Genomic DNA, 13,111 nt, shown 5'->3' on the forward strand with positions numbered 1-13,111 from the left:
AGTCTGTGGGATGCAGCGTACGCAGCGCCCCTTGCTGGCCCGGCTGGCCGGGGCCAACCCCACGTCGGTGTTCCTGCTCACCCTGGTGGTGGTGCTGGTGGCGTTCTTCACGCCCGGGGTGATCGGCGGGTTGCTGACGCTCGCCCTCGCCGCGGTCCTGATCACCCTGTTGGCGACGACCTGGGCGGTTCAGGCGCCACAGACCCGGGTGATTCGACTCGTGATGCTGACCCTGCTCGTGACGGTGGGCCTCGCGAAGCTGCTCTGACATGCAATCATGCGTTTTTGACAATCATTATCGTTGCCACGGACAGTTGACGACATGACCAACCGCACCACGTCCCGTGTCCTGGCCGCCGCGACCGCCCTCCTCGCCCTGGGTGCCGGGGCCGGCTGCTCCGTCGGCGGTGCCGCCGGCGCCGACCCCCAACGGGTCGACGTGGTGGCCGCGTTCTACCCCCTCCAGTTTCTGGCCGAGCGGATCGGCGGCGACGCGGTCCGGGTGACCAACCTGGCCAAGCCCGGTGCCGAGCCGCACGACCTGGAGCTCAACCCGAGCCAGGTCGGTCAGGTCGCCGAGGCGGAGCTGATCGTCTACCTCAAGGGTTTCCAGCCCGCGGTGGATGACGCCGTCGCGCAGAACGGTGGCGACCGGACGTTCGACGTGACCACCGTGCAGCCGCTGTTGAACGCGACCGCTGGCGGGCACAACCACGAGGGCGAGGAGGGGCACGCCGAGGAGGGCAACGGCGGCAAGGACCCACACGTCTGGCTCGACCCGACCCGGCTGGCCGGCATCGGTGACCAGCTCGCCCAACGGCTTGGCAAGGCCGACCCGGGCCACGCCGCCGACTACACCGCCCGTGCCGCGGCGCTACGCGCCGACCTGACGACCCTGGACGGCGAGTTCACGCACGGCCTGGCCACCTGCCAGCGGCGGGAGATCGTGACCAGCCACGCCGCGTTCGGCTACCTCGCCGACCGCTACCAGCTCGACCAGGTCGGCATCACCGGGCTGAGCCCCGACGTCGAGCCCTCGCCGCAGCGGCTCGCGCACGTGATCGAGGAGGCGAAGGAGCACCACGCCACCACGATCTTCTTCGAGACCCTGGTCAGCCCGAAGGTCGCCGAGACCATCGCCGGTCAGGTCGGCGCGAAGACCGCTGTGCTGGACCCGATCGAAGGACTCGCCGCCGGCAGCAACGGGGACTACCTTTCGGTGATGCGTACGAACCTGCAGACCCTGCAGACGGCCTTGAGCTGCTCGTGACCTCACCTGTCATCACCGTCGAGCACGGCGTGGTCGGCTACGACGGCCGCCCCGTGCTCCGGGACATCTCGCTCACCGTGACCGCCGGTGAGGTGGTCGCGGTGCTCGGTGCCAACGGCTCCGGCAAGTCCACCCTGATCCGCGCCGTGCTCGGGCTGGTGCCGATCAGCGCCGGCTCGGTCACCCTCTTCGACCGGCCGTTGCGCCGCTTCCGGCAGTGGGCACGCATCGGGTACGTCCCGCAGCGCCTGGGCGCAGGTGGCGGCGTACCGGCCACCGTCCGCGAGGTGGTGGCCTCCGGCCGGCTGGCCCGCCGGGGTGCTCCGCCCGCCGGGTCGAGCCGACCGGGCCGCCGTCGACGCCGCACTTCTGGCGGTCGGGCTCGCCGACCGCGCCAGCGACCCGGTGTCCACGCTCTCCGGGGGCCAGCAGCAGCGCACCCTGATCGCCCGCGCACTGGCCGGTCAACCGGAGCTGCTGGTCCTCGACGAGCCCACCGCCGGGGTCGACGCGGCCAGCCAGGAGGCGTTCGCCGACGCGCTGCGCGACTTCGTCGGCGACGGCGGGACGGTGCTGCTGGTCGCCCACGAGCTGGGCCCGCTGCGACCGGTGATCAGCCGGGCTGTCGTCGTCCACGAGGGCGGCATCTGTCACGACGGCGCGGTGCCGGACCCGGCCGGCCATCACGCGGAGCCCGACCACGACCACGTGCACCCGCACGGTCCCGACGAGCCCGCCGGGCTGTGGAGCAACTGACGCATGGAACTCTTCCAGTACCCCTACATGCAGCGCGCCCTGATCGGCGCGCTGGTGATCGGCCTGGCCGCGCCGGCGCTCGGCATCTACCTGGTGCAGCGCCGGCTGGCGTTGATCGGTGACGGTGTCGGGCACGTGGCGTTGACCGGCGTCGGCGCCGGTTTGCTGCTCAACCGCTCGCCGGTGCTGGTCGCGGTGATCGCCGCCACCATCGGCGCGATCGCCATCGAGGTGGTCCGCGCCCGCGGGCGTACGTCCGGTGACCTGGCCCTGGCCCTGCTCTTCTACGGCGGCATCGCGGGCGGCGTGCTGCTGGTCGGCCTCTCCGACGCGACGAGCGCGAACCTCAACGCGTACCTGTTCGGGTCCCTGACCACCATCTCGCCCGGCGACCTGGCCACCATCGGGGTGCTCGGCGCGGCGATCCTGATCACGATGATCGCGTTGCGCCCGGCGCTCTTCGCGGTCAGTCACGACGAGGAGTACGCCCGGGTCTCCGGCCTCCCGGTGCGCACGCTGAACCTGTTGATCGCGGTCGCCACCGCGGTCACCGTGACCATCGCGATGCGGGCCGTCGGCGTGCTGCTGATCAGCGCACTGATGGTGGTGCCGGTCGCCACCGCCCAGCAGGTCACCCGGGGCTTCCGCAGCACCATGGCGGCCGCGATGGCGCTCGGGTTCTTCGCCGCCGGCTCCGGTGTCTGGGTGGCGGCCACGGCGGACACCGCGCCGGGTGCCTCGGTGGTGCTGGTGGCGATCGCCTCCTTCCTGGTGGTGGCCGTGGCCGGCGGCGTCTGGCGGGCGCTGCGCCGCCGGGCGACACCGACCGCCGCGATGACACCGGAGCCGCACGAGGTCGTGCTGGGTTGATCCTGATCAGCGAAAGGCTGGCGGTATTGGTTACCGTTGCGGAATGACCAGCGCCACGGGCTACGACGGGTTCGACGGGGCCAGCGAGTTGCTCCGCGCCCTGTCCGCGCCCATCCGGCTGGCAATCGTCAGCGAGCTGGCCGGCGGTGAGCGGTGCGTGCACGAGCTGGTGGAAAAGCTCGGCGCCGCGCAACCGCTGGTCTCCCAGCACCTGCGGGTGCTGCGCGGCGCGGGCGTGGTGCGGGGTTCCCGCCGAGGTCGGGAGATCGCCTACAGCCTGGTCGACGAGCACGTCGCGCACATCGTGGCAGACGCCGTCAGCCATGCCGGGGAGGGACCATGAGCGAGAGCAGCGCAGCGCTGCGCAACACCCGGCAGCGCTCGGCGGTGAGCGCGCTGCTGGCCGAGATGGAAGGCTTCCACAGCGCCCAGGACCTGCACGCGATGCTGCGGCAGCGCGGCGAGCGGGTCGGCCTGACCACCGTCTACCGCACCCTGCAGGGGTTGGCCGACGCGGGTGAGATCGACGTGATGCGTCCGCCGGGCGGCGAGCACCTCTACCGTCGGTGCAGCGAGGGCCACCACCACCACCTGGTCTGCCGGGCCTGCGGGCGCACCGTGGAGGTGGCCGGCCCGGCGGTGGAGAGCTGGGCCGACCGGGTCGCCGCGCAGCACGGCTACGCCGACGTCAGCCACACCCTGGAGATCTTCGGCACCTGCCCGACCTGCGTCCACTGACACCCGCGCCCCGGCCGCCAGCGGCCCGGACCACCTTCGTAAATCGCGCTCGATCAAGGATGTAGTGGCCTCCGGAGCACAGCGACGCCACTACTTCCTCGATCCAGCACGATCTTGCTGCGTCGATGGTCGGTCGCCGCCCCCGGGTTGACGGGTGCCCCGCCGGGTCCGTTCGTGGCACGCTGTCCGGCGTGAAGATCTACGCCGATCGGTTTCCGACCGCCGCCCGCCAGTTGCTCACCGACCTGCTCGTCGTCGCCTGGGTGTACGTCGCGATCCGCGGCGCGCTCTGGCTGCACGACCTGGTGCAGAAGCTCGCCGTACCCGGGCAGAAGCTGGAAGGTGCCGGCAGCGGGCTCGCCGACAACCTCGGCGAAGCCGGCAGCAAGGTCGGCCGGGTGCCGCTGGTCGGCGACGAGCTGACCGCACCCTTCCAACGCGCCGCCGACGCCGCCCGGTCACTCGCCGACGCGGGCCGCGACCAGCAGCAACTGGTCGACCAGCTCGCCCTCGCCCTCGCCATCGCGGTGCTGATCTTCCCGCTCGGTCTGGTGCTCTTCGGTTGGCTGCCGCTGCGGGTCCGGTGGATGCGCCGGGCTGGGTCAGCCGCGAAGCTCGCTGCCGGCCCGGCCGGCCGGGACCTGCTCGCCCTGCGCGCGCTGGCCACCCAGCCGCTGGGCCGGCTGACCCGGATCGCTCCGGACGTCGCCGAGGCGTGGCGACGTGGCGACGACGAAACCGTCGACGCCCTGGCCGCGTTGGAGCTGCGCCAACTCGGCCTGCGCGGTAGAGGCCGCTAAGGTCTTCGGGTGTTCTACTTCCTGATCGTCATCGCCGTCCTGCTGCTCGGCTACGCCGCTGTCCTGGTCAGCTTCGTGCGCCGGGGCAAGAAGATCCCACCGTCGGCGTACCTGGGTCTAGCCGCGCTCAACGGTTTGATCCTGGCGGCGGTGCTGGCCTGGGCGATCTCCCGCTGACCTGCGCCGTCGACGCCACCGCCGGCTACACGCCGGTCGACGACGCCGAAGATGGCCCGCCCGGAGCGGAGCAGCGCCGGGCGGTGTGGGTCACGGCTTCGGCGGAATGCGGCGGCGGACGTCCTCGGCGGTCGACGGGCCGGGCGACCAGCCGGCCACCCAGGGCAGCTCGTCGGACGGCGTGATGACGCCCTCCTCCAGGCTCGCGTAGCGGCCGGCGAGGATCCGCTTCGCGGCGGCGGTGTCGACCGAGTCGGTGTTGTCCCAGAGTGCCGTGAACAGGGCGTCCACCCGTACCCGCGCCTGCCGGCAGAACAGGTCCGCCAGCTCGACGTTCTCCGGTCGGCTGTCCCGCTCGGCGACAGCCCGGACGCAGACCGCGGACATCGCGAACAACTCGGCGCCGATGTCCACCACACGGCCGAGGAACGCCTGCTTACGCTCCATCTTTCCCTGCCAGCGGGACATCGCGTAGAACGTCGACCGGGCCAGCTTGCGTGACGACCGCTCCACCTGACGCAGGTGCGCGGCGAGCGGCCCGAAGTCGGCGTACGCCGAAGGTCTCTGCCCCCGGCCCACGGCCAGCGTGGGCAGCCACTTCGCGTAGAAGGCGCCAGCTCGTGCGCCGGCTCGTGCCTTGCGCCCGAGCCCAGCCTCCGGGTCGATGATGTCTCCGGCCACCGACAGGTGGGCGTCGACCGCCTCCCGGGCGATCAGCAGGTGCATGATCTCGGTGGAGCCCTCGAAGATGCGGTTGATCCGCAGGTCACGCAGCATCTGCTCGACGGCGGCGGGGCGTTCGCCGCGGGCGGCCAGCGAGTCGGCGGTCTCGTAGCCGCGCCCGCCCCTGATCTGGATCAGCTCGTCGGCGATCTTCCAGGCCATCTCGCTGGCGTACAGCTTGACCAGCGCCGCCTCGATCCGGATGTCGTTGCGGTCGTCGTCGGCGAGCAGGCAGCAGAGGTCGAGCATGGTCTCCATGCCGTAGGTGGTGGCGGCGATGAAGGAGAGCTTCTGCGCGACCGCCTCGTGCTCGCCCACCGGCCGACCCCACTGGACCCGGTCGGCGGCCCAGTCCCGGGCCACGTTCAACGCCCACTTGCCGGCGCCCACGCACATTGCCGGCAGGGAGAGACGGCCGGTGTTCAGCGTGGTCAGGGCGATCTTGAGCCCCTTGCCCTCGCCGCCGATGACGTTCTCGGCGGGCACGAACACGTCGTGGAACCGGGTGAGGCTGTTTTCCAGGCCGCGCAGGCCGATGAACTCGTTGCGCCGCTCGACGGTGATGCCCGCGCTGTCGCCGTCCACCACGAACGCGGTGATGCCGCCTCGGCGCCCCTCGGTGGCGGGCACCCGGGCCATCACCACCAGCAGGGTGGCCACGATGCCGTTGGTGGCCCAGAGCTTCACCCCGTTGAGCCGGTAGCCGGTGCCGTCCTCGGTCGGCTCCGCGATGGTGGCCAGCCGGGCCGGATCGGAACCGACGTCCGGCTCGGTGAGCAGGAACGCGGACACCTCGCCGGCGGCGAGCCGGGGCAGAAAGAGCTGCTTCTGCTCGGCGGTGCCGAACATCTTCAGCGGTTGCGGCACCCCGATCGACTGGTGCGCCGAGAGCAGCGCGCCGATGGCCGGGCTGACCGAGCCGGCCAGCATCAGCGCCCGGCAGTAGTGCAGGTTGCTCAGGCCGAGCCCGCCATACTTCCGGTCGATCTTCATGCCGAACGCGCCGAGGTCGGCCAGGCCGTGGAACACCGAGTCCGGAATGGACGCGTCGCGTTCGATGGCCGCGCCGTCCACCTCGGAGGTGAGGAAGGCGCGGAACCGACCAAGGAACTCCTCGGCGCGGGCCACGTCGTCCGGATCGGGTTGGGGCCACGGGTCGATCAGGTCGAGCCGGAACCGGCCGAGGAACAGTTCCTTGCCGAAGCTGGGCCGGTCCCAGGTGGACTCGCGAGCGGCCTCGGCGACCTGCCGGGCCTCCTTCTCGGTGACCTGCCCGGCCTCCGCCGGCAGTGGCGCGGCGGCACCGGCGGTGTGGGGGGTGATCTCGGAATCGGGGTCTTCCGGTGCTGGTCGGCCGTCCTGCGTCGTGGTCACGGCTGCCCCCTCGAACCTCGGTGCGGCTGCGTCGGCGTACGCCCTCAACGCCACGCTACCCCCGGTTGTTACCCAGGGGTAGCGCTGCGTGAAGATCTGCTTCTGCCCGCCCGCCTCGATCAGCGGCCGACGATCGTGTCCGGGTCGTCGTCATCATCGTCGATGTCGTCCTCGCCCCAGTTGCGCCGGGCAGCCGGCAGGATCACCCAGAACGTGAGGAACCAGAGGCCGGCCAGCGCACTGAGCACGAAGGCGATCGGTCGGTCCAGCACGAAATCGGTGATCAGCAGCACCGCGCTGACCATCGCGATCAGCATGAAGGCGAGGCCACCGGTGGCCATCCGGTGGGCGAACCGCACCAGCTCCGGCTTACGCCCCTGTCGGAACAGCGCCCGGTGGAACGCCACCGGCGAAATGATCAATGCGGTGGCGGCCGCCGCGGCGAGCAGCGCAACGATGTAGACATCCCGCTGGAACTCGCTGGTCCGGGTGAACCCGTTGCTGAACGGCAGGGTGAGCAGGAAGGCGAAGAGGATCTGCACGCCGGTCTGCGCGACCCGCAGCTCCTGGAGAAGGTCAGCGAAGTTGCGCTGCCAACGCTGCTTGTCGGTTTCCTTGGACACGCGCTACCTCCGGTACGACGTTACTGCCGGCGGTCCCGGCCGCGGCAGCAACGCCAATGCCCCACCCGGCCGAGCGCGAAACAGATTCACGCCATCTCCCGGCCAGCTGCCGGACAGGGGCGGCGTCAGGACCCGCGTCGGATCCGGCCCGCGTACCGGGCTTCGAGCGCCGTGTTGTGCGCGTCACCGTCCGGGATGTTCGCCGACAGGTAGACCGGCGGCCGCTCCCCCGCCGCCAGCAACCGCGCCACCACCTCCACGGTGATCTGCTGGGCCAGCAGCGCCGCAGTGATCGAGGAGACCGCGCCGACCGCACCGCCATCGGGAAGCGGCAGCGTGGCGTCCCCGTAGGGCGCGCCGTTGTCGAGCACCACGTCGGCGAGGTCACTCAGCTTGCGCCCGGACGGGTGGCGGGAGGTCATCCGGCCGGAGTGCTGCGCGGAGGTGATCGCCACCAGCCCGTGGCCGCGTTCCTTGACCAGGGTGGCGAACTCCACCATCGCGCCGTTGACCCCGGAGTTCGAGGCGAGCACGAAGACGTCGGTGGGCCGCACCGGAGCCAACTCGTAGAGGCGGTGCGCGACCGCCGGGTCCCGTTCCAGCATCGGGCCGAGCCGCTCGGCCGGTTCGCCGCCGAGCAGCACCAGGTCGCGTAGCGCGATCCGGTTGGTCGGCACCAGACCGCCTGCCCGGCCGGCGATCTCCATCGCCAGGGCCTCCGAGTGCCCGGTGCCGAACGCGTGCACCACGCCATCGGCGCGCACGGCCTCGGCGATCAGGTCGGCGGCCCGCCCCACCGCCTCCCGCTGACTCGCGGCCACCCGGCCGATCGTCTCGGTCACCACGGCCAGGTAGTCCTCGGCACTCACCGTCATGCGTCCTCCGTCGTCCGATTACGGGCCAGCCAACGCACCGCGAAGTCGACGGCGGCCCGTTGGCGCATCAACCTGCCGGTCCCGGCGCCGACCGGTCCGGTGCGAACCGCCCCGGTGGCCTCCAGGTCGGCGCCCAACGCGCCGAAGTCGTCCGCGTCGAGCCGTACGTCCTGCCACCACATCCATTCGCGGCCACCGTCGGAGGTGCGCACCGAGGCACCGATGCGCTCCCGCGGCGAGCCCGTGCGGCGGTACTCGGCCAGGTGCAGCGAGGTGCTCACGGAGTGGTCCACGCCGAGCAGCAACACGTCGGCGTCCAGGTCGTAGAGCCGGGCCAGCGGGGAGCCCTCGCCGAGCATGTCGACAAGCGTGTGCCCGGCCACCACCTGCTCGGCGGCCGGCCCGAGCGCGGCGAACGACACGTGCGGATGCGAACTGCGCAGGGCACCGGGCCAGCCACGGACCGTCTCGGCGAGCACACCCATGAACCGGCTCGGCGTGACGGCCGGGTCGAAGCCCGGCATCTCCGAGCGGATCAGCGGCCACCAGTCCGCCGGCACCGGCGGGTTGCGCCACTCGGCGGGATCGCTGTTGTCCGGCGTGTGGGTGGGCACCACGATCGTGCCGTCCGGGCCGAGCGCGTCGCGCAGGGCGAGCACCACCGCGTGCGGCCCGCCGATGACGAAGCCCAGCGGACGCAACGCGGCGTGCACCAGCAGCGTCGCACCGGGGCGTACGCCCAGCAGGCGCAGCTGCGCGGCGATCGAACGCCGGCTGCCCGGCCCGCTGGCGTCCGTCGTCATCGTTGCCCTTCCTCGCTGACCCGCACGGTTCAGGCCGTCGCGCCGGCTCGGGCCAGGATCGCCTCGGCGAGCGGGCCCGGTGCCGCGTCCGGGATCCAGTGACTGACCTCGGGCAACTGCACGAAGCGGTAGTCCCCGGTGACGTGCGCCGCACACGCCTCGGCGGCGGTCCGGCCGATCGCGACGTCCCGGTCACTCCAGACGTACGTGGTGGGCACCGCGACCGGGCCCACCGCGGCCAGGTCGGCGCGGGACATCGCCCGGTACCAGTTCAGCGCGGCGGTGAGCGCCCCCGGCTCGCGCATCGGGGCGGCGTAGCGGTCCACCCGGGACGCGTCGCCCACCCCGCCGAGCAGCTTGCGCAGCGCGGTCGCGTGCCAGGCGAGCAGCACCTTCTCCGCCTTGTCCGGCTTACGGAACAGCGCGATGTACGACGAGCGGGCCTTCTGCTGGCCGTCGGTGGCCAGGGCGTGCGCCATGGCCGCCGGATGCGGCACGGACACCGCGGTCAGCGTCCGGAGCCGCTCGGCGTGCCCCGCGGCGACCGCCCAGGCCACGATCGCGCCCCAGTCGTGGCCGACCAGGTGGACGGCGTCCAGCCCGAGAGCGTCGAGCACCGCCACCACGTCGGCGACCAGCTCGGGGATCCGGTAGTCGGCCACCGCCGCCGGCCGGGCGCCCGGGGAGTAACCGCGCTGGTCCAGCGCGTACGTGCGCAGCCCGCCGGCGTGCAGCGCCGGCACCACGTCGTCCCACTCGCCGCTGTGCTGGGGGAAACCGTGCAGCAGCAGGACGGGCACGCCGTCCGGCGGACCGCCCACGGTTACCTCGAACGTGAAGCCTCGCGCGTCAACCCGCATGATCGGAAGCGTACCCAGCCGACGGCGCGCTGGTCGCGCACCGCAGGTCAGGCGGATGCCCTGCTGGGCCAGCGGCCCTGGTCGGTGTTAGCGTCAGCGAGACAACTTCACATCCGACAGGGGAGCGCACAGCGCTGAGAGTGCGGGCACGCCCGCAGACCCTCGAACCTGATCTGGGTAATGCCAGCGCAGGGAGTTCGGTCGACCTCCAGCCGCGCCGCCGTCCGGTGCCACCGGACGCGCGGCGTGCGTCTTCTCCTGGTTCGCACTCACGAACTGGGAGTAACACATGAAATCCACCACCGACACCAACCGTTGGCGGACCATCGACATCGTGGTCGCCTCGGTCATCGCGGTCGCCTTCGGCGTCATCTTCTGGGCGTGGGGCCTGGTCTGGAGCGCCACCGAGGGCGCGTTCGCCTTCTTCCCGCCGGCGCAGACGCTGCTCTACGGCGTCTGGCTGATGCCGGCCGTGATCGGCGGTCTGGTCATCCGCAAGCCGGGCGCCGCGCTCTACTGCGAGACGGTCGCCGCGGTCCTCTCCGCGCTGCTGGGCAGTCAGTGGGCCGGCACGGTGATCCCGCAGGGCATCGTGCAGGGCATCGGCGCCGAGCTGGCGTTCGCCGCCTTCCGGTACCGGTCGTTCCGCCTGCCGACCGCGGTGCTGGCCGGCGCGCTGACCGGTCTCAGTGCCGCGCTGTTCGACTTCTTCATCTGGAACGTCGACTACGCGCTGACCGACTACCGCATCCCGTACGCGCTGCTCACCATCGTCAGCGCCACCGTGATCGCCGGCGCGGGCGGCTGGCTGCTGACCAAGGCCCTGGCCAACACCGGCGTCCTGGACCGCTTCCCAGCAGGCCGCGACCGCGCACTGATCTGACCGCACGGCACCCGGCTGCGTTGATCAAGAGGTTTGCGTCAACGGGAGGCGATGTTCTGACGCAAACCTCTTGATCAACGGATGCGATCGCGACCCGGAGGGAGGTCAGGTGGGCGGGGTACTGCTGCGGGGGTTCGGGTGGCGCCACGCTGGGCGGCGCGCCTGGGCGGTGCGGGGGGTTGATCTGCGGATTGAGGCTGGGGAACGGGTTCTGCTGCTCGGGCCTTCGGGCGCCGGCAAGAGCACCTTGCTCAGCGCCCTTGCCGGGCTGCTGCCGGATGACTCCGGCGAGCAGGAGGGCACCGTCGAGATCGACGGGCTCGACCCGCGCAAGGGGCGGGAACGGGTCGGCATCGTCTTCCAGGACCCGGAGACCCAGCTGGTGATGGCGCGCTGCGGCGACGACATCGCGTTCGGGCTGGAGAACCGGGGAGTACCAGCCGCCGAGATCTGGCCGCGGGTGGACGAGTCGCTGCATCGCGTCGGCTTCCCGTACTCCCGGGACCGCAACACCGCCGCGCTCTCCGGCGGCGAGCAGCAACGCCTCGCCCTGGCCGGCGCGCTGGCCCTGCGCCCCGGCCTGCTGCTGCTCGACGAGCCGACCGCCAACCTCGACCCGACCGGGGCCGACCTGGTCCGACAGGCGGTGACCGGCGCGCTGGACGCCGACACCACGCTGATCCTCGTCGAGCACCGGGTCGCCGAAGCACTGCCGCTGGTCGACCGGGTGGTCGTCCTGGAACCCGGCGGCGGGGTCCGCGCGGACGGCACACCCGAGGCGGTCTTCGCCGCGCACGGTGCCACTCTGGCCGCCGAGGGGGTCTGGGTGCCCGGTCACCCCATCGCACCCCGGCCGGCAACCTCCGCGCCCGGGGAGCGCCTGCTCACCGCCGACCGGCTCGGCCTGCCGCCGCGGCTGGGCTCCACAAACCTGGCGGTACGCGCCGGCGAGGTGCTCGCCGTACGCGGACCCAACGGTGCCGGCAAGTCCACCCTGGCGTTGCTGCTCGGTGGGCTGCTCCGGCCGGGCACCGGACGGGTCACGGCGTCCGCCGAACTGGCCGGCGCCGACCATCGCACTCCCCCGCACCGCTGGCGCGCCCCCGCGCTGGCCCGGAGGATCGGGTCGGTCTTCCAGGATCCGGAGCACCAGTTCGTCACCAGCACCGTCTTCGACGAGCTGGCGCTCGGCCCGCGCCGGACCGGTCAACCCGAGGCGGCCGTCAAGGAGACCGTGGCCGGGCTGCTGGAGCGGCTGCGACTGGCCCGGCTCGCCGCAGCCAACCCGTACACCCTCTCCGGTGGTGAGGCGCGGCGGCTGAGCGTGGCGACCGCCCTGGCCACCGCGCCCCGCCTGCTCATCTGCGATGAGCCCACCTTCGGCCAGGACCGACGGACCTGGCGGGAGCTGGTCGATCTCTTCGCCGACCTGCGCGACGCCGGCCACGGCGTGGTCGCGGTCACCCACGACGCGGACTTCGTCGCCGCGCTCGCCGACCGCACAGTCACCCTCCAGCGGACCGTGACCGGCCCGGACGGCAACCGATGATCAGCATCGAGCCGATCGCGGCGCCCGACGCGCCATTGGCCCGCCGCAACCCGGTGGCGAAGGTCGCCGCCGCAATGGCCTTCTCGTTCACCCTGCTGGCCACCCTGGACCCGGTGGCCCCGGCGATCGCCATCGCAATCGAACTCGCCGTGCTGCCGCTGTTCGGCATCGGCTACCGGGCGTTGGCCCGCCGGGCCTGGCCACTGCTGCTCAGCGCCGCCGGCATCCTGGTCACCCTGGTGCTCTTCGCCGCCGACCAGTCCGGCCGGATCCTGCTGGACGCCGGACCGGTGCTGGTGAGCACCGGCGTGCTGCTCACCGCGCTCGGCCTGGTGCTGCGAGTGTTCGCGGTGGCCCTGCCCGGTGTGATCGTCTTCGCGACCACCGACCCCACCGATCTCGCCGACGCGTTGATCCAGAACGTGAAGGCACCGGCCCGGTTCGCCATCGGGGCACTGGCCGCGTTCCGGCTGGTGCCGCTGCTCGGTCAGGAGTGGCAGATGATCAGCATGGCCCGGCGCGCGCGGGGCGTCGACGCGGGACGCAACCCGGTGGCGAAGCTGCGACTGTTCGCCTCCACCGCATTCGCGCTGCTGGTCGGGGCCATCCGCCGGGGCACCCGCCTGGCCGTGGCGATGGACGCGCGCGGCTTCGACGCCGGTACGCCTCGCACCGTGGCCCGCCGCCAACGCTTCGGACGCGCCGACGGGCTGCTCATCGCCGGGGCTGTCACCCTGGCCGCCGCCGCCCTGACGACGAGCGTCCTCCTCGGGACCTTCCGCCCCCTGATCAGCTGACCACCGTCCCCGG

The 13,111-nt window shown here is 72.2% G+C and carries 15 protein-coding genes, 1 pseudogene and 1 riboswitch; of the genes and pseudogenes, 11 read left to right on the forward strand and 5 right to left on the reverse strand.

What is annotated here, in order from left to right; genetic code table 11:
* Positions 1 to 10 precede the first annotated feature (10 nt).
* The 8 genes and pseudogenes from PCA76_RS25620 (at position 11) to PCA76_RS25655 (ending at position 4,611) form a co-directional block, all read left to right on the forward strand.
* Positions 11 to 268, forward strand: a complete 258-nt coding sequence (locus tag PCA76_RS25620) for a hypothetical protein (protein WP_272612986.1) — start codon at positions 11 to 13, stop codon at positions 266 to 268.
* Between the two features lie 54 nt (positions 269 to 322).
* Complete coding sequence (locus tag PCA76_RS25625) at positions 323 to 1,270, forward strand: metal ABC transporter substrate-binding protein (protein ID WP_272612987.1); 948 nt, start codon at positions 323 to 325, stop codon at positions 1,268 to 1,270.
* Positions 1,267 to 2,026, forward strand: a pseudogene (locus PCA76_RS25630) (metal ABC transporter ATP-binding protein). The gene PCA76_RS25625 and the pseudogene PCA76_RS25630 overlap by 4 nt, the downstream one beginning before the upstream one ends.
* 3 nt (positions 2,027 to 2,029) lie before the next feature.
* Positions 2,030 to 2,896, forward strand: a complete 867-nt coding sequence (locus PCA76_RS25635; RefSeq protein ID WP_272612988.1) for a metal ABC transporter permease — start codon at positions 2,030 to 2,032, stop codon at positions 2,894 to 2,896.
* A 43-nt stretch (positions 2,897 to 2,939) separates the two neighbouring features.
* A complete protein-coding gene (locus PCA76_RS25640; protein WP_272612989.1) occupies positions 2,940 to 3,239 on the forward strand; it encodes an ArsR/SmtB family transcription factor in 300 nt (99 codons plus the stop codon).
* Positions 3,236 to 3,634: a Fur family transcriptional regulator gene (locus tag PCA76_RS25645; protein WP_272612990.1), complete on the forward strand. Its 399-nt coding sequence runs from the start codon at positions 3,236 to 3,238 to the stop codon at positions 3,632 to 3,634. Before PCA76_RS25640 ends, PCA76_RS25645 begins: the two co-directional genes overlap by 4 nt.
* Positions 3,635 to 3,825: 191 nt before the next feature.
* Positions 3,826 to 4,434, forward strand: coding sequence for a hypothetical protein (locus tag PCA76_RS25650; RefSeq protein WP_272612991.1), 609 nt, complete (start codon positions 3,826 to 3,828; stop codon positions 4,432 to 4,434).
* 9 nt (positions 4,435 to 4,443) lie between these two features.
* On the forward strand, positions 4,444 to 4,611 hold the full coding sequence (locus PCA76_RS25655; protein ID WP_272612992.1) for a hypothetical protein: 168 nt from the start codon (positions 4,444 to 4,446) through the stop codon (positions 4,609 to 4,611).
* Between the two features lie 90 nt (positions 4,612 to 4,701).
* On the opposite strand, the gene PCA76_RS25660 is transcribed toward PCA76_RS25655, so the two are convergent.
* The 5 genes from PCA76_RS25660 to PCA76_RS25680 all read right to left on the reverse strand — a co-directional run bounded on the left by PCA76_RS25660 (position 4,702) and on the right by PCA76_RS25680 (position 9,869).
* Positions 4,702 to 6,708, reverse strand: coding sequence for an acyl-CoA dehydrogenase family protein (locus tag PCA76_RS25660; protein WP_442930161.1), 2,007 nt, complete (start codon positions 6,706 to 6,708; stop codon positions 4,702 to 4,704).
* Between the two features lie 119 nt (positions 6,709 to 6,827).
* Positions 6,828 to 7,331 carry a DUF6328 family protein gene (locus PCA76_RS25665; protein ID WP_272612993.1) on the reverse strand — a complete coding sequence of 168 codons (504 nt, stop codon included), beginning with the start codon at positions 7,329 to 7,331 and terminating at the stop codon, positions 6,828 to 6,830.
* A 125-nt stretch (positions 7,332 to 7,456) separates the two neighbouring features.
* Entirely contained in the window at positions 7,457 to 8,206 is a 750-nt protein-coding gene (locus PCA76_RS25670; protein ID WP_272612994.1) for an SIS domain-containing protein, read from the reverse strand.
* Complete coding sequence (locus PCA76_RS25675) at positions 8,203 to 9,009, reverse strand: aminoglycoside N(3)-acetyltransferase (RefSeq protein WP_272612995.1); 807 nt, start codon at positions 9,007 to 9,009, stop codon at positions 8,203 to 8,205. The genes PCA76_RS25670 and PCA76_RS25675 overlap by 4 nt, the downstream gene beginning before the upstream one ends.
* A gap of 29 nt (positions 9,010 to 9,038) precedes the next feature.
* A complete protein-coding gene (locus PCA76_RS25680) occupies positions 9,039 to 9,869 on the reverse strand; it encodes an alpha/beta fold hydrolase (RefSeq protein WP_272612996.1) in 831 nt (276 codons plus the stop codon).
* Positions 9,870 to 9,977: 108 nt separating this feature from the next.
* Positions 9,978 to 10,082: riboswitch (TPP riboswitch) on the forward strand.
* Between the two features lie 76 nt (positions 10,083 to 10,158).
* Between PCA76_RS25680 and PCA76_RS25685 the strand changes: the two genes are divergently transcribed.
* The 3 genes from PCA76_RS25685 (at position 10,159) to PCA76_RS25695 (ending at position 13,098) form a co-directional block, all read left to right on the forward strand.
* Positions 10,159 to 10,752 (forward strand): ECF transporter S component, encoded by a 594-nt coding sequence (locus tag PCA76_RS25685; RefSeq protein WP_272612997.1) that lies wholly within the window; start codon positions 10,159 to 10,161, stop codon positions 10,750 to 10,752.
* 109 nt (positions 10,753 to 10,861) lie between these two features.
* Positions 10,862 to 12,301 (forward strand): ABC transporter ATP-binding protein, encoded by a 1,440-nt coding sequence (locus tag PCA76_RS25690; protein ID WP_272612998.1) that lies wholly within the window; start codon positions 10,862 to 10,864, stop codon positions 12,299 to 12,301.
* Entirely contained in the window at positions 12,298 to 13,098 is an 801-nt protein-coding gene (locus PCA76_RS25695; protein ID WP_272612999.1) for an energy-coupling factor transporter transmembrane component T family protein, read from the forward strand. The genes PCA76_RS25690 and PCA76_RS25695 overlap by 4 nt, the downstream gene beginning before the upstream one ends.
* The last annotated feature ends 13 nt before the right edge of the window (positions 13,099 to 13,111 follow it).

This window comes from Micromonospora sp. LH3U1, from assembly GCF_028475105.1.
In the GTDB taxonomy this organism is placed as follows: Bacteria; Actinomycetota; Actinomycetes; order Mycobacteriales; family Micromonosporaceae; genus Micromonospora.